We start from the raw sequence: 15,635 nt of genomic DNA on the forward strand, positions 1-15,635 counted from the left end.
CGGTCGAGCGCGCGCTGTCGGCCGGCCGGCGCGCCGGCGATCATCGGCCGGCGCCCGCCGCGTGCACGCTGCGCGTGCAGACGGCCGCGCTCGCCGATCTGTTCTGCATGCTGCCGACGCTCGAGCGTGTCGATGCGGTGACGCTGCGCTTCGACGCGCGTTCGGTCGAGCACGTGGTGCGCACGCTGAACAGCCTGTCGGCGATGTCGTTCATGCTGCGCTGACGCATGCGTGACGCTGCCTGCCTGCATCCGGTTGCGCGGCCGCTCGTCGCGCAGCCGGCACCCGTCTTGGACCGGTCGAAAAAGACCGACCGCCGATACTGGATCGTGGATGATGAAATTCCGGCCATGACAAATACGCTGCTTGATCCGTACGAACACATTCCGCGCAGTGTGGTCGTGACCGCCAACGACTACGCGGCGGGCACGACGTTTCCCGAGCATGCGCATGCGCGCGGCCAGTTCGCGTTTGCGTCGCGCGGCACGATCGGCCTGACGACGCCGCACGGCCGCTGGCTCGTGCCGCCGCAGCGCGCATGCTGGGTGCCGGCCGGCGTGCGGCATGCATTGACGATGACCGGGCCCGTGACGATGTTCAACGCGTTCGTGTCGGACGCCGCCGCGCGTGCCGCGGGGCTGCCGGAGCAGTGCGGCGTGTATGACGTGTCCGCGCTGCTGCGGCAGCTGCTCGACGAAGCCGTCGAGCTGCCGGCGATGTACGACGTCGACGGACGCGCGGGCAAGCTGATGGCGCTGCTGGTCGCGGAAATCGCGACGATGCCGCGGCTGTCGCTGCACGCGCCGCTGCCCGTCGATGCGCGGCTTGCGAAGGTGTGCGGCCGACTGTTCGCGTCGCCGTCGATCGAAGCCGACCTCGACGAAGCCGCTGCCGATGCCGGCGTGAGCCGCCGCACGTTCACGCGGCTGTTCCGCGCGCAGACCGGCGTGAGCTTCGCTGCGTGGCGTCAGCAAGTGTGCATGCTCGCTGCGATTTCCCGTCTGAGCGACGGGCAGCCGGTGACGCGCGTCGCGCTCGATCTCGGATATGCGAGCGCGAGCGCGTTTGCGTCCGCGTTTCGCCGCATTCTCGGCGATACGCCGAGCCGCTATGTGGACGGGCGTCGGTAGCCGGCGGACCGGCCGCCGCGCGTGCCGGCAAAAAAATGCGCGTCTGCCACTTGGATTCGGTCGGACGCGCTTAAAGGCACTCGGTCGACAACGTGCGGGCGCCGTCTGACGACACCCACGCACCAGCGGACGGCATTGTTGCTTGAGCTTGCTTGAGCCGATTCAATTGTGTCGGCCCGTTGCGGATAACTCAGAATAGGTCGCGTAACGCCGAACCGAAACCGGGCTTTTCCGACGATCGATGTGTATGTGCAGCATCCATGTCGATCGGGCGTTCGGTTGCAGTCCGGAAACGTCCGCACCACGGACGCCGGCGGTCGCGTTGTGCGTTCATGCGACGCAGCATCAAACGATTGCGCCGGACAACGAAAACGCCGCGTGACGCGACGCCGGTTCGGCATCGCGACACGCGGCGTCGCGGTTTCGGGGTTTCCGGGTTTCCGGGTTTCCGGGTTTCAGCGTTCCGGGCGTCGACGTTTCTCGGCAACGGCGGACGCGGGCTCGCGCATCAGACGTCGAAGCACGTCAAACGTCGAAGAACACCGTCTCTTCCGGGCCCTGCATCCGGATGTCGAATCGATAGACGACCGGGCGACCCGGCTGCGCATCGCGCGCCGCGACGAGCGTCGCGCGACGTTCGGCCGGCACCGCGTTCAGCACCGGATCGGCAGCATTCGCGGCTGCTTCGTCGTCGAAATACACGCGCGTGAACGCATGAGTCAGGATCCCGCGCATCATCACCGTCACGTTGATGTGCGGCGCGTCGCCGTCGGCGGTACGGCCCGGCTTTACCGTCTCGACGACGAAGCGGTGCTGCGCATCGGTGCCGGTGCCGACGCGCGCGAAGCCGGTGAAGCCGGACTTCGCGATGTCGTCGCGCGACGCGGGGTAGCGGCCTGCGCCGTCGACCTGCGTGAATTCGAGCACCGCGTCGCTGACGACGTTGCCGTCGCCGTCGAACACCTGCCCGACCAGCAGCACGTGCTCGCCTTCGGCGTGCGGCGCGGCGATCGTCGGCGTGAACAGGCTCGTCAGGTCGTAGCCGTATTGCTGCGGGCACAGGCCGTATGCGAAGTACGGGCCGACCGTCTGCGAAGGGGTTTGTTTCAGCGTCGTCATGATTCAGCGCTCCATCGGGGTGGCGTCGCGGCCGCGCAGCACGATGTCGAACTCGTAGCCGAGCGCATAGCCTTCTTCGGTGATGTCCATCGAGAAACGCGAGATCAGGCGATCGCGCGCGGCCTCCGGCGTGCCCTGGAAGATCGGGTCGTACGCGAGCAGCGGGTCGCCGGGGAAGTACATCTGCGTGACCAGCCGCGAACCGAAGTAGTCGCCGAACAGCGAGAAGTGGATGTGATTCGGGCGCCACGCATTCGGATGGTTGCCCCACGGATACGCGCCGGGCTTGATCGTCAGGAAGCGGTAGCGGCCTTCGTCGTCGGTCAGGCAGCGGCCGGCGCCGAGGAAGTTCGGGTCGAGCGGCGCGTCGTGCTGGTCGACCTTGTGCACGTAGCGGCCGGCGGCGTTCGCCTGCCACACCTCGACGAGCGTGTTGCGCACGGGCTTGCCGCCTTCGTCGAGCACGCGGCCGGTGACGACGATGCGCTCGCCGAGCGGCTCGCCGTTCTTCACCGCGTTGCGCGTCAAATCGTGATCGAGCGGGCCGAGATCGTCGGCGCCGTAGACGGGCGCGTACTGATCGCGCAGCTTTTCCTTCAGCGGAATCAGCGGGCGGGTCGGGCCGCGCTTCACGGACGAGCGGTACTCGGGGTGGACATACGCGGGATGCGACGGCCAGTCGCGCGGCGTGAGGATCGTGGGGGAATCCATGGCGTCTCCTGATAGGTTTTTCGCGAAGTGGATGGCAGGACTTTAGCCAATCCGGAAAGTTATGCAAAATGACGTTTTTTCGCGAATCGCATAACGGACGGTTATGTTTCGGCGCATGCGTCGGCGTGGTTGTCGTCCAGTGGACAAGGGCCGCGCGCCACGACGGGCGACGGCGGCATGCCGTGCAGCATCGCGCGCTCCGCAGCGAACGCTTGGGGCTCTCCGAAAAGTTATGCAAAATGCCATTTCATCGCCATTCGCATAACTGTCCGTTATGAACAACCGTATCGCCGGCGGCCGCGTCAAGTTCCGCCATCTGCAGTGCTTTCTCGCGGTCGCGCAACTGGGCGGCGTGCAGAAGGCGGCCGAAAGCCTGTCGATCACGCAGCCGGCCGTATCGAAGACGATCGCCGAACTCGAGGCGATTCTCGGCGTCAAGCTGTTCGAGCGCGGCCGCCACGGCGCGCAGCCGACGCGCGAAGCGCAACTGTTCATGCCGCATGCGAACGCGTGCGTGCTCGCGCTGCGGCAGGGCGTCGGGCTGCTCGCGCGCGAGGGCGGCGCGGCTGCCGCGACGCTGGAAATCGGGATGCTGCCGACGGTCGCCGCGTCGCTCGCGCCCGCGCTGATGAAGGCGCTCGCCGCGCGCTGGCCGCGCGTGGTCGTGCGGATCGCGACGGCCGCGAATGCCGAGCTGCTCGAACGCCTGAAGGCCGGCGCGATCGAATGCGCGATCGGACGCCTGTCGGAGCCCGAGCGGATGGTCGGGCTCGCGTTCGAGCAGCTGTACAACGAGCCGCTGGTCGCGGTCGTGCGGGCCGGCCATCCGCTGCTGTCGAGCGCCGCGCCGGCTGCGGAGCTGGCGCGCTATCCGGTGGTGCTGCCGCCGTACGGCACGCTGATTCGCCAGTCGGCCGAGCAGTTGCTCGGCGCCTGCGGCGCGCCGCCGCTCGACGCGTTCATCGAGGTGCTGTCGGTGTCCGTCGCGCGTGCGCTCGCGCTGGAAAACGATGCGGTATGGTTCGTGCCGCTCTATGCGGCCGAATACGATCTGTCGGGCGGCGCGCTCGCGCGCTTGCCGCTGCCGTCGGCCGGCGCCGACGAACCGGTCGGACTGATCCTGCGCACCGACGCGCAGCCGTCGCCCGTCGCGCGCACGTTGATCGACGCGGTGCGCGACATCGCGCGCGCGCGATTCGGCGGCGAGCGTCCGCGCCGAACGACGCGCAACGCGCGCAAGCCGGGCCGGCGCGGTCGCTGACGAGGCGGGCGGAACCGGCTGCGTCGTTCGACCCGGTGCGTTGCCGACGGTACGACGACAGAACGACAGGACAACACGACGACACGACGACACGACGTCTGGCCGTTCGGTCGATAGCGTCCGCGTCGCGCTTGGCATACCGTATCGATTTTGATACGATCGGTGGCAAGACGATGGCGAGACAGCAGATTCAGGTCACACTGCGCGTGCGGTTCTTCAGGACGACCTGCGGCAACGAGCCGGTCCGCGCATGGCTGAAAGCGCTCGGGCCCGCGGAGCGCGCGACGATCGGCGAAGAGATCAAGACCGTTCAGCTGGGCTGGCCGCTCGGCATGCCGCTGGTCCGGAAGATGTCCGCGGATTTGTGGGAGATCCGGGTCCGGTTGCCGACGCGGTCCGCGCGCGTGCTGTTCACGGTGGTCGGCGACACGATGGTTCTGCTGCACGGATTCTTCAAGCAGTCGCCGGCCACGCCGTCCGACGATCTCGCGGTCACCGCCGCACGGCTGAAGGCGCTGATGCGCGCCGTCTGAATTTCCCGGTTGCGCGGCGCCGCCCGTCGCCGACGGGCCGGCAGCCGCAACGCATTGGAGTAGCACATGACGACCACGAACAACATGCACATCGGCAGCGACTTCGACACGCTGCTCGAAGAGGACGGCCATCTCGAAGCGGCCACCGCCACCGCGATCAAGCGTGTGATCGCGTGGCAGATCGCGCAGGAAATGAAGGCGCAGCAGATCACGAAGACTGCGATGGCGGCGCGGATGAAAACCAGCCGCGCGGCACTGAACCGCCTACTCGACGAAACCGACACGAGCCTCACGCTCGCGACGCTCGCGAGCGCGGCCGCCGCGCTCGGCAAACGGCTCAGTTTCGAACTGGTGCCGGCGTGACGTTCGACAGGCGGCGGCGCTCGGCCGGATTCGGCCGAGCGCCGCTGCAACGCGTGCGCCGGCTTGCGGTGCGCGGGGCGGGGGAAGGGCGGCGACCGTGAACCGCCGAAGCCGGCCGACACCGGGCCCGCATGCGCTTATCCGCGGCGCCGCGCCACCTGCAGATAAAGCAGTGCACCGCCCGCGAGCAGAACCGGACACAGAAAATACCAACCGGTCGTCACGAACAGCCCGGCGACCGCGACAAGCGAAATCCACGCGCAGCGATACGCGATGCCGCCGCGCGGCAGCAGCTTCAGCGCCGCGGCCGCGCCCAATCCATACACCATCACGAAGCACCCGGACGTGACGAGCACGAGCGGCTTCGGGCCGACGTCGGACAGCGTCGTCGCGGCCAGCGCGAGTGCCGCGAGCGCGGCGATCACCGCGAGGCTGCGTCGCGGCACGCCGCCCACCTGGCTGCCTTGCGCAAGCCATGCCGGCAGCGCGCCGTCGCGGCCGAGCGCCGCACCGAGCTTCGCGGCGCCTGCAAAGTACGCGTTCATCGTGCCCAGCGTGAGCAGCAGCGCGGCCGCGGCGGCGAGCACCTGCGCGTGGCCGCCGATGCCGCCGGCGATCAATTCGGCGAGCGGCGCACCCGATGCGCCGGCGGACGGCCCGAGCACCATGACGCTGGCCGCGGCCACCGACAGATACAGCAATCCGACGACCACGACCGCGATGCCGGCCGAACGCGGCATGTCGTGGGCGGGTCGGCGAAACTCGGCCGCCAGATGCGTAATCGCTTCCCAGCCCGCGAAACTCCATACGAGCAGCGCGGCGGCTTGCCCGACCGCGAGCCAGCCGTGCGGCGCGAACGGCTGCAGATTCGCCGCGCGCGCATGTGGCGCGGACGCGAGCACGGCGGCCAGCAGCAGCGTGACGAGCAATGCCGACAGCACGAGCTGCATGCGGCCCGATACGGTCACGCCGAACGCGTTCGCAGCCGACACGATCGCGATCAGTGCGGCAGCGGTGACGATGACCGTCGTCTGTCCGCCACCGATCACCGCCGCGACGTAAGCGCCGCCGAACATCGCAGCGGCCGGCGCGCCGGCCGGCACCGCGAAATAGAAGCACCAGCCGACGATGGCCGCCGCCTTCGGTCCGAACGCGCGGCGTGCGTACGTCGATACGCCGCCCGCATCGGGATAGCGCGCGCCGAGCGCGGCGAAGGTCGCCGCGAGCGGCCCGGACAGCACGACGAGCGCCGCCCATGCCAGCAGCGACGCGGGGCCCGCGACCTCGGCGGCAAGCGCCGGCAACGCAATCACGCCCGTGCCGAGCACCGCGCCGATATACAGCGCGGCGCCCTGGAAGATGGTCAGCGATCCCGCCTGATGAGCGGCGGGCGAATCGGCATGCGAGCGCATGGGCGGGAGTCTCCGGAGGGCTTGTCTTGTCATCGCGCGGGCGGCGCGCGTAGCGAATCGTTCGATGCTACCCGAACGCACGCCGCGATGCGGCGCGGCGATCAGTAGTGTTCACCGTGTCGTTGTCAGTCGATGTCAGGAAGGCGAGCGATCGGCAGCGATCAACAGCGGCGCGCGACGCGCAGCCGGGCGTCCTCGCGTGCGGCCGGCGACAAATCGGCCGCGTAATGGAACGTGCCCGACACGAGCGACGCGATCGGCACGCCGTCGCGGAACAGCACGCGATTGCCGGCGAGCGCCGGCACCTTGTCGCCGGGCAGCAGCGTGCCGACGAGATTCAGCGGATCGGCGCCGGTCACACATACGTACTGGCCGTCGCCGGGCTGGCGGCGCATGTCGCGCAGGACCGGGATCGCTTCCGGCAGCGCGAACTGTTCGCCTGCGAGGCCGGCGACGAAGCGGCCGCCGCGAATCTCGCCGCGTGCTTCGAGGCGCTGCAGCACGCGCACGAGCTCGCGCCAGCTCGGCAGCCAGTCGGCCTCGCGCTCCAGCAGCCGCCAGAACACGACGCCGTATCGACGCAGCAGCGTCCATGCGACGTGTTCGAGCGCGTCCGGATCGGTCGCGGCGAGGCCGCGCTTCGGTGCCGGCGCGTCGGCGCGCGGTGCCGCGCGCTGCACGAGCGCCCAGCGACCGGCGTCGTCCATGCCGCCGATCAGCGCGCCGCCGCGCCGCGTGCGCGGCGCATACGTCGCGCTGCGCTTGACCGCTGGTTTCAGCAGCGCGCGCAAGCCGGCGAAGCTGTCCGCATTCGCGAGCCCCGCCGACACCAGCTCGCCGAGCGCCTGCTCGAGCTCGATGGGCAGCATGTGCAGCTCGTCGAGCAGCGCATCGAAGAACATCGCGCCGTGCGCGGCGAGCGCGTCGCGCACCTGCGCGGCCCGCGCGGACAGCACCGGCTGCGCGTCGGGATCGCGCAGCGCGTGCCATGCGGCGAGATGGCGGCGCGGCAGCAGCACGATCGGCGTCGTCTTCACCGGCGTGCCGGCCGCGCGCGCCGGCGCGCCGATCCGTGTCCACACGAGCTTGCCGGAGCGGCACAGCTCGTCGAGGCCGCCGGCCGTGTAATCGGCGAGCCGCGCGGGCAGCAGCGCGTCTTCCCACGCGCCCGCCGCCGCTTCGTAGCCCTCGAGTTGTTCGACGACGGCCGCCAGCGCGTCGCGGCCGGTGCCGCGCGTGTCGGGCGTCACGTGCTGCCAGTGGAACAGGAAGCGCATGAAGTCCGCGCGTTCGACCGGCTCGATCTCGCGGCGCAGCCGCTTCACCGTGTAGCGGTGAATGCGCGCGAGCAGGTGGCGTTCGCACCATTCGTCCGCGCTCGCGCCCGGCGTGAAGCGGCCGCGCATCACGTAGCCTTCGCGCTCCAGCGCCGCGAGCGCCGTCGCGACCGCCGCGGGCGGCAGGTCGAGCGGCGTCGCGATCGCGTCGAGCGCGAGCGGCCCGAAACCGGTGAGCCGCGCGCGGATCACGTCGACGAGCGCGGCGTCCGCATCCCACGGCTGCGCGCAGGCGGCCGGCACCTTGAGTGCGGGCGCGATGCGCGCGTCGGGATGCAGCGCGCGCACGCAGACGAGCCGTTCGACCGGCACCCACAACGCGGCGCCGCTGCGCGTGACGAGCTTCGTCGCGCGGCGGCGCTCGGCCAGTTCCGCGAGCCGGGCGGGCCAGCCGTCGTGCGCGTGCGCTTCGTCGTCGGCGATGCACGCGAGCGTGAGCAGCGCGTCGTGCATTTCGTCGGCGTCGCGTACCAGCGGCCATGCTTCGTCGCGCACGGCGTCGATCGCGTCGGCATCGAGCGCGCCGAGATCGTCGGCTGATTCCGGATCGCTCCAGCGGCGCGCCTGCACGGCCTGCGTGCGGCGTTCTTCGATCGGCGCGTCGTCGAGGTACGCATACGGCTTCGCATTCAGGATTTCGGCCGCGAGCGGCGACGGCGCCGGCAGATCGCGCGCGATCAGTTCGATCGCGCCGCTTTCGATCCGGCGCAGCAGCGCGAGCCAGCCGTCGGTGTCCATCGCGTCGTGCAGGCAGTCGTCGAGCGTCTGGTCGACGAGCGGATGATGCGGAATTTCGCGCTCGCCGACGACGTTTTCGAGGCACGCAGCCTGATCGGGAAAGATCGTCGCGAGCAGATCGTCGCTCTTCATCCGCTGCAGCTGCGGCGCGGTGCGCCGGCCGCCGGTGAAGCGCGGCAGCGCGAGCGCGGTCGTCGCGTTCCAGCGCCAGCGCACGCCGAACAGCGGCGCGTCGAGCAGCGCCTGGATCAGCACGTGCTCGGCGCTGGCCGAGCGCAGATAGCGCCACACGTCGTCGAGCGCGAAGCTGTGCGCGAGCGACAGCGACAGAATGATCGCGTCGTCGGTTGCGGCGGCCTGCAGCTCGAAGTTGAAGCTGCGGCAGAAGCGCTTGCGCAGCGCGAGCCCCCACGCGCGGTTGATGCGGCTGCCGAACGGCGAATGGATCACGAGCTGCGTGCCGCCCGATTCGTCGAAGAAGCGCTCCATCACGAGCGTGTCCTGCGTCGGCAGCGCGCCGAGCGCCGCGCGGCTGCGCGCGAGATATTCGACGATCTGGCGTGCGGCGCCGGGCGACAGGTGCAGATCGTCGACGAGCCAGTGCAACGCCGGTGCGAGCCGGCTGTCCGGCACGCCGGCAGAGGCCGCGGCAGCGGCGCGTTCGCCGTCGTTTCGTCGCGCGTGCGCCGAGGTGGCGGCGTCCGTCGCGGATCGGGCGTCCGTGCCGGTTTCCGCGGCGTCGTCGCGGGCGGCCGTGCGGCCCGCGCGTTTGCTGGCGGCGCCGTCCACGAGCCGGTCGCCTTCCGCGAGCAGCGCGTCGAGCCGTGCACGCAGCCGGCCGACCGCGGCCGACAGCTCGTCGCTGCGCCCCGGCGCTTCGCCGAGCCAGAACGGAATGCTCGGCGGCGCACCGTGCGCGTCCTCGACGCGCACGCGGCCCGTTTCGACGCGGATGATCCGATACGACTGGTTGCCGAGCTGGAACACGTCGCCGGCCAGGCTTTCGACCGCGAAATCCTCGTTCACGGTGCCGACCTGAATCCCCTGCGGCTCGAGCAGCACCGCATAGTCGGCCATGTCGGGGATCGTGCCGCCGGACGTCGTCGCGGTCATCATCGCGTTGCGGCGGCCGCGCACCGTGCCATCGACCACGTTGCGATGCAGATACGCGGCGCGCACGCCGCGGCGGCTCGTGAAGCCTTCCGCGAGCATCTTCATCACTTCGTCGAAGCGTTCGCGCGACAGCTGCGCGTACGGGGCCGCGCGCGTGAACGCCGCATACAGATCGTCCTCGCGCCATTGCGCGCACGCGACTTCGGCGACGATCTGCTGCGCGAGCACGTCGAGCGGCGCTTGCGGAATGCGCAGCGCGTCGAGTTCGCCGCGCCGCACGCAGTCGAGCAGCGCCGCGCATTCGACGAGCTCGTCGCGCGACAGCGGGAACAGCCGGCCTTTCGGCACGCCGCCGACGTGGTGCCCCGAGCGGCCGACGCGCTGCAGGAACGGCGCGATGCCGCGCGGCGAGCCGATCTGGCACACGAGATCGACGTCGCCGATGTCGATGCCGAGTTCGAGCGAAGCCGTTGCGACGAGCAGCTTCAGTTCGCCGCGCTTCAGCCGCTGCTCGGCATCGAAACGATGCTCCTTCGCGAGGCTGCCGTGGTGTGCGGCGATCGCGTCCTTGCCGAGCCGGTCGGCGAGATGGCGCGCGACGCGCTCGGCAGTGCGGCGCGTGTTGACGAACACCAGCGTCGTCCGGTGTGCGGCGGCGAGCTGCGCGATCCGGTCGTACACCTGTTCCCACACGTCGGTCGCCATCACCGGCTCGAGCGGCACGTTCGGCAGTTCGAGCGCGAGGTCGCGCTCGCGCGTGTGGCCGGTGTCGACGATCGTGCAGTCGCGCGGCGCGCCGGCGGCGCCGCCGACCAGAAAGCGCGCGACCGCGTCGATCGGCTTCTGCGTCGCCGACAGCCCGATGCGCGGCAGCGCGCGGCCGGTCAGCGCATCGAGGCGTTCGAGCGACAGCGCGAGGTGGCTGCCGCGCTTCGACGATGCGAGCGCATGGATCTCGTCGACGATCACCGAGCGCACGCTCGACAGCATCTGCCGTCCGGACGTCGACGACAGCAGCACGTACAGCGACTCCGGCGTCGTGACGAGGATGTGCGGCGCGCGCTTGCGCAGCGCGGCGCGTTCGGCCTGCGTCGTGTCGCCGGTACGCACCGCGGTGCGGATGTCCGGCACCGGCAGCCCGAGCCGCGCGAGCGATTCGGCGATGCCGGCAAGCGGCGCATCGAGGTTCACGTGGATGTCGTTCGACAGCGCCTTGAGCGGCGATACGTAGACGACCAGCGTCGCGTCGGGCAGCGCGCCGTCGTGCGACAGCGCGTCGCGAACGAGATCGTCGAGCGCGCACAGGAATGCGGTCAGCGTCTTGCCGGAGCCGGTCGGCGCGGCGACGAGCGTCGAGCGGCCGGCCTTGATGTGCGGCCACGCGAGCGCCTGCGCGCCGGTCGGCGCGGCGAACGTGCGGCGGAACCACGCGGCGACGGCCGGGTGGAACACGTCGAGCGCGCTGGCAGCGGCGTGGGTGGCGGTGACATCCATGGGAGCGTTGAATTGGGGTGCGAGCGCGCGGCACGGTCGCGCGAAACGTCAGTGTGCCAGACGTCGCGCGTGCTTGCCGGGCGTCGCCCGGCCGGCGCGAACGTGGACGTCGACCCTCCAGATGAGGGGCGGTGCCGGACTTTCAACCGGCGCGCGCGTCGCGCGAACGGGACACGCACATAGCGCGAACGATGCGCGTTGCGCCCGCGGTTCGTTGCCATTCGCGTTGCTCGCCGCGCGTGCCGGTCTCGGTTGTCGACGATGCAGCCGCCGGCAACGCGCAAACGTCGGCATCCCCGATGCGATGCGGCCGCCGCGCCGACATACGCGCAAAAACCGCGACCGAGCGCGACTAAACCGGATTAAGCGCAATTACGCGCGCCTACACGCGATGCAGCCAGCCGAGCCAGTGTTCGAGCCGCGGCGTGTGCGCCCACAACGACTGCGCGAGCCATAGCGTGCCGCCCCATGCGGCGGCGACGACGATCAGGTCGCAACGGCCGCTGTTCCATAAGTTCAGCGAATGACGTCGCCAGATCCACGGTACGCCGAGCGGATTCGGCCAGTCCGCGAGCAGATGCATCACGCCGCCGCACGCGAAACCGAACAGCGGCGCCGCCCACAGCGGATGCGGACGGTGGGTGAGCCCATGCCATCCGAGCGCGAGCAGCGCGATCCAGCCGATGCCCCAGTGCGTGACGGTGCGATGCGCGATCCACAGACGGCGCTTGCGGCTCCACCACGCGACTTCGAGCCAGTCGGGCGCGGTGCCGCCGGCGACGCCCGCGATGAACGCGGCGAGCAGGCCGGCGTGCCACGGACCGGTCGCGCCCGTCTGCGCGACGAGGACGGCGGCCGCGACGCCGGCCGCGAAGCCGGACGCATGATGTGCATTGTGTGAAGCCATACGCAATGAAGCGGAAGTGGAGCGGGCGGAAGCGAGCGAAAGGCCCGCGCGATAGCAGGGCGCTATCTTCTCAGATCGGCCGGGGCAGTGGGCGTCCGGATGGAGTTTGTCGAGCCGGGCCAGGCGAAACGGCACGTTTTCCCGGCTCACAAACGGGCGAGCGAGCGGCGATGCGGTATGGATGCGCCGTGGCGATCGGTGTCGGCGCGAGATAGTCGCGCCAAGGCTTTGCGTGGGCGGGCAGTCCGTGCGGATTTCTCCGCTGCGGTGCGGCTCTGACGCGAGACCGGCGGACATGCATATTTTGTTGCCGTTCTCCGGGATGCCGACGCCCGCGTTCCAATCCAATGCCATCGCGGGAAACAAGCTCCGGATTCGGGGCACCCGAAAAAATTCGGCAGTTCGCAATGCGGCGCGGCGATTTCACGCATTGGCGCGTAGCGTGGATGAGGGCGAAGCTGCCGCATTGAAGGAACGCGGTCGCGAGGGCCCGTGGCCCTCACGAACTGCATATGCAGCGGGTAATACGCGGCCGGTTGGGTCGAGCCTCACCGACGCTTGAGATCAACGGCTTCAATCTTGCTCAGGGCCGACTGGAGTTTGTCGAGCTCTCTTTTAGCGCGATCAATGCCGTTCACAAGAGACCGGTTCTTGTCATCGAGCTTTCTCTTGTCGTCCTCGTAGGTATCGATGTTCCCCTCTCGACGTGGGATTTCTTTTCGCATGCGAGCAATTTCGGCAGCATTCCTCATTTCTGCGTAGGCGTCGCTTTTGTATGGAGAGGCGGAGGAATTCTTCAAACCGTCGTCCCATTCTGTGACAGCCCTCTTCAAGTTCGACGAGCTCTTACGGTTTTTTTCGATTTTCTTCTCCAGTTCCTTGATGGCAGTCTTATTTTTCGCGATTTGTGCGTCTTTAAAATTAATTTGGCTGTTATTAAAGTCAACTTCAGATTTCAGGCATCGAACGATCGCTTCCCTCAGGCTGACGAGCTTTTCACGTTTTTGGCCCTCGATCCGGGAACCTTGGTTGAGTAACGTCTGATTGATATCGCCGAGAAGGACGGCAGTAGTTTTGGATTGGGATGCGAACTCGCGGGGCGACGATTCTGCGCGGGTCAGGTTTTTGGCGAGCCGCTGAAGCTTGTCGAGATCTTTGGTATGAATGCGATCACCTTTCGACATTGCGTGAAGCGTGTCGATGATCTGCATTGGGGCTGAATCAGCTATGGAGTGAACTGCCACGGTTTTACCCTCTACGATCAAAAATGAGATGAAATTCGGGTATGCGGAAATAATCCGTTCCCGTTATTTTTTGAAGGATGGTATCCGGTGTCACACCTGGCCACTGTCAAAAATCGATCGGTTTTTCCGTGCGTCGCCGTCGGCATCGCGATCGCGGCTTGCGGCCGACGCCATCGTCCCGTGGCCGAGAGCCGGCCACATGCCACCGCGCTTGAACCGGCGGCAAGCGTGCGAACGACGGCGTGGCTGTATCATTTCGGCGTTCGCGTGATCCGTTTCAACGTGGCGCCGACGTCGCGATGTGCTCGTCGGGCCGCGCCGTCGTTCATCCGCGGACTGAATACGCGGCGAGTGCGCCAGTTTCGTGTGGCCGTTCACGAGTGCGTCAGGCGCTCCACCCCGAAGGAGACATGCATGGGAGACAAGCAATGACTACGTTGAATCGCTTCAAATCATCCGTCGTCGTATTCGCGACGGCGGCCGGCATCGGCTTCCTGCCGAACGCGCCCGTTCACGCGAAGGAGACGCGGCCCGCGGTGCTGACCGGCTCCGCGGTCGCGGTGGCCGACAAGTACAGCGCCGATGCCGCGGAGCGGATCTTCAAGGAAGGCGGCAACGCGATCGACGCGGCCGTCGCGATCGCGTTCACGCTCGCCGTCACGTATCCGGAAGCCGGCAACATCGGCGGCGGCGGCTTCATGACGATCTACAAGGACGGCAAGCCGTACTTCATCGACTATCGCGAGCGCGCGCCGCTCGCCGCGACGAAGGACATGTACCTCGACAAGGACGGCAACGTCGTCAAGGGGATGAGCCTGTACGGCCCGCGCGCGGTCGGCGTGCCCGGCACGGTCGCCGGCATGTGGGAGGCGCAGAAGCGCTTCGGCCGCCTGAAGTGGAAGCAGGTGCTCGCGCCGGCGATCCACTATGCGCGCGACGGCTTCATCGTCGACGAACAGCTCGCGCAGCGCGGCGTCGACGCGTCGAAGGAGTTCGGCGGCAAGACCAACTTCGACAAGTACTTCGCCGGAATGAAGGCCGGCGTGAACTTCAAGCAGCCCGAGCTCGCCGACGTGCTCACGCGCATCGCGAACGACGGCGCGGACGGCTTCTACAAGGGCAAGACGGCCGAGCTGATCGCCGCGTCGATGAAGACCGGCGACGGCAACGGACTGATCACGACCGAGGATCTCGCGCAATACCGCGCGGTGTGGCGCCAGCCGGTGCAGGCGAAGTGGAACGGCTACGACGTGATCACCGCGCCGCCGCCGAGCTCCGGCGGCATCGGCCTCGTGCAGCTGCTGAAGATGAAGGCCGACCTGAAGAAGGATTTCGACGGCGTGACGCTCAACTCGCCGCAATACATCCATCTGATCGCCGAAATCGAGAAGCGGGTGTTCGCGGATCGCGCGCAGTATCTCGGCGATCCGGACTTCTACAAGGTGCCGGTCGCGCAGCTGACCGACGACGCGTACATCGCGAAGCGTGCGGCCGAGGTCAATCCGAAGGAGCCGTCGGACACGAAGAGCGTGCAGCCGGGCCTCGGCACGACGATGCCGGAGAAGGCCGAAACGACGCACTTCTCGGTCGTCGACAAGTGGGGCAACGCGGTGTCGAACACGTACACGATCAACGGCTATTTCGGCTCGGGCGTGGTCGCCGACGGCACCGGCATCGTGCTGAACGACGAAATGGACGACTTCTCCGCGAAGCCGGGCGTCGCGAACATGTTCGGCGTGGTCGGCAGCGACGCGAACGCGATCGAGCCGAAGAAGCGTCCGCTGTCGTCGATGTCGCCGACGATCCTGACGAAGGACGGCAAGGTGTCGCTCGTGATCGGCACGCCGGGCGGCTCGCGGATCTTCACGTCGATCTTCCAGGTGATCAACAACATCTACGACTTCAAGATGCCGTTGAAGGACGCGGTCGCCGCGATGCGCTTCCATCATCAGCTGCTGCCGCCGAACACGATCTTCTGGGAGCCGTACCGCCCGATCGAAGGCGAGCTCGCGAAGCAGCTCGAAGCGCGCGGCTATACGCTGAAGGGGCAGGACTTCAGCGGCGACATCCAGGTGATCAAGATCGACGGGAAGACGCCGCAGGCGGTCGCCGATCCGCGCGGACGCGGGGTGACGCGCGTGATCCGCTGACGCGCATCGGTCGCGCGCGCCGCGCGGGCGGCCGCGCGACCGGCACGCGTCCGGCCGTGCGGGTCCGGTGCGGGCTCAGTGCGGGCTCGGTGCGGGCTCGGTGCGGGCTCGGTGCGGGCTCGG

Annotated in this window: 12 protein-coding genes; 6 read left to right on the forward strand and 6 right to left on the reverse strand. The window is 68.6% G+C overall.

Going from position 1 to position 15,635, the window contains the following annotated elements; all coding sequences use genetic code 11:
* On the forward strand, positions 1 to 224 hold a 224-nt coding region (locus tag BUB20358_RS26295; RefSeq protein ID WP_174905140.1), incomplete at its 5' end, for a M55 family metallopeptidase.
* A 126-nt stretch (positions 225 to 350) separates the two neighbouring features.
* Entirely contained in the window at positions 351 to 1,130 is a 780-nt protein-coding gene (locus BUB20358_RS26300) for an AraC family transcriptional regulator (RefSeq protein WP_035973984.1), read from the forward strand.
* Between the two features lie 525 nt (positions 1,131 to 1,655).
* Here BUB20358_RS26300 and pcaG read toward each other — a convergent pair.
* Positions 1,656 to 2,249 (reverse strand): protocatechuate 3,4-dioxygenase subunit alpha, encoded by a 594-nt coding sequence (gene pcaG, locus BUB20358_RS26305; RefSeq protein ID WP_006765765.1) that lies wholly within the window; start codon positions 2,247 to 2,249, stop codon positions 1,656 to 1,658.
* A 3-nt stretch (positions 2,250 to 2,252) separates the two neighbouring features.
* The gene (gene pcaH, locus BUB20358_RS26310) at positions 2,253 to 2,960 is read right to left on the reverse strand and encodes a protocatechuate 3,4-dioxygenase subunit beta (RefSeq protein ID WP_035973986.1); all 708 of its coding nucleotides are present in this window, start codon (positions 2,958 to 2,960) and stop codon (positions 2,253 to 2,255) included.
* Positions 2,961 to 3,234: 274 nt separating this feature from the next.
* Between pcaH and pcaQ the strand changes: the two genes are divergently transcribed.
* From pcaQ to BUB20358_RS26325, 3 genes are all read left to right on the forward strand, one after another.
* The gene (gene pcaQ, locus BUB20358_RS26315) at positions 3,235 to 4,221 is read left to right on the forward strand and encodes a pca operon transcription factor PcaQ (RefSeq protein WP_035973988.1); all 987 of its coding nucleotides are present in this window, start codon (positions 3,235 to 3,237) and stop codon (positions 4,219 to 4,221) included.
* A 173-nt stretch (positions 4,222 to 4,394) separates the two neighbouring features.
* Complete coding sequence (locus tag BUB20358_RS26320) at positions 4,395 to 4,754, forward strand: type II toxin-antitoxin system RelE/ParE family toxin (protein ID WP_006765767.1); 360 nt, start codon at positions 4,395 to 4,397, stop codon at positions 4,752 to 4,754.
* Positions 4,755 to 4,820: 66 nt separating this feature from the next.
* The gene (locus tag BUB20358_RS26325) at positions 4,821 to 5,117 is read left to right on the forward strand and encodes an XRE family transcriptional regulator (protein ID WP_006765768.1); all 297 of its coding nucleotides are present in this window, start codon (positions 4,821 to 4,823) and stop codon (positions 5,115 to 5,117) included.
* A 137-nt stretch (positions 5,118 to 5,254) separates the two neighbouring features.
* Here BUB20358_RS26325 and BUB20358_RS26330 read toward each other — a convergent pair whose 3' ends face one another.
* From BUB20358_RS26330 to BUB20358_RS26345, 4 genes are all read right to left on the reverse strand, one after another.
* Positions 5,255 to 6,529, reverse strand: a complete 1,275-nt coding sequence (locus BUB20358_RS26330) for an APC family permease (RefSeq protein WP_035973989.1) — start codon at positions 6,527 to 6,529, stop codon at positions 5,255 to 5,257.
* Between the two features lie 161 nt (positions 6,530 to 6,690).
* Positions 6,691 to 11,211, reverse strand: coding sequence for a DEAD/DEAH box helicase (locus tag BUB20358_RS26335; protein WP_035973991.1), 4,521 nt, complete (start codon positions 11,209 to 11,211; stop codon positions 6,691 to 6,693).
* A 382-nt stretch (positions 11,212 to 11,593) separates the two neighbouring features.
* Complete coding sequence (locus BUB20358_RS26340; RefSeq protein WP_006765771.1) at positions 11,594 to 12,118, reverse strand: metal-dependent hydrolase; 525 nt, start codon at positions 12,116 to 12,118, stop codon at positions 11,594 to 11,596.
* 548 nt (positions 12,119 to 12,666) lie between these two features.
* The gene (locus BUB20358_RS26345) at positions 12,667 to 13,329 is read right to left on the reverse strand and encodes a coiled-coil domain-containing protein (protein ID WP_035973994.1); all 663 of its coding nucleotides are present in this window, start codon (positions 13,327 to 13,329) and stop codon (positions 12,667 to 12,669) included.
* A 461-nt stretch (positions 13,330 to 13,790) separates the two neighbouring features.
* Here BUB20358_RS26345 and ggt point away from each other — a divergent pair, with 461 nt between their 5' ends.
* Positions 13,791 to 15,512 carry a gamma-glutamyltransferase gene (gene ggt, locus BUB20358_RS26350; RefSeq protein ID WP_006765772.1) on the forward strand — a complete coding sequence of 574 codons (1,722 nt, stop codon included), beginning with the start codon at positions 13,791 to 13,793 and terminating at the stop codon, positions 15,510 to 15,512.
* Positions 15,513 to 15,635: the final 123 nt, after the last annotated feature.

Origin of the sequence: Burkholderia dolosa, assembly GCF_902499135.1 — a bacterium.
In the GTDB taxonomy this organism is placed as follows: Bacteria; Pseudomonadota; Gammaproteobacteria; order Burkholderiales; family Burkholderiaceae; genus Burkholderia; species Burkholderia dolosa.

Bases quoted from the DNA above. Each gene is read 5' to 3' on its own strand.
- BUB20358_RS26300 (WP_035973984.1), top strand. From the start codon at position 351: ATGACAAATACGCTGCTTGATCCGTACGAACACATTCCGCGCAGTGTG.
- pcaG (WP_006765765.1), bottom strand. From the start codon at position 2,249: ATGACGACGCTGAAACAAACCCCTTCGCAGACGGTCGGCCCGTACTTC.
- pcaH (WP_035973986.1), bottom strand. From the start codon at position 2,960: ATGGATTCCCCCACGATCCTCACGCCGCGCGACTGGCCGTCGCATCCC.
- pcaQ (WP_035973988.1), top strand. From the start codon at position 3,235: ATGAACAACCGTATCGCCGGCGGCCGCGTCAAGTTCCGCCATCTGCAG.
- BUB20358_RS26320 (WP_006765767.1), top strand. From the start codon at position 4,395: ATGGCGAGACAGCAGATTCAGGTCACACTGCGCGTGCGGTTCTTCAGG.
- BUB20358_RS26325 (WP_006765768.1), top strand. From the start codon at position 4,821: ATGACGACCACGAACAACATGCACATCGGCAGCGACTTCGACACGCTG.
- BUB20358_RS26330 (WP_035973989.1), bottom strand. From the start codon at position 6,529: ATGCGCTCGCATGCCGATTCGCCCGCCGCTCATCAGGCGGGATCGCTG.
- BUB20358_RS26335 (WP_035973991.1), bottom strand. From the start codon at position 11,211: ATGGATGTCACCGCCACCCACGCCGCTGCCAGCGCGCTCGACGTGTTC.
- BUB20358_RS26340 (WP_006765771.1), bottom strand. From the start codon at position 12,118: ATGGCTTCACACAATGCACATCATGCGTCCGGCTTCGCGGCCGGCGTC.
- BUB20358_RS26345 (WP_035973994.1), bottom strand. From the start codon at position 13,329: ATGCAGATCATCGACACGCTTCACGCAATGTCGAAAGGTGATCGCATT.
- ggt (WP_006765772.1), top strand. From the start codon at position 13,791: ATGACTACGTTGAATCGCTTCAAATCATCCGTCGTCGTATTCGCGACG.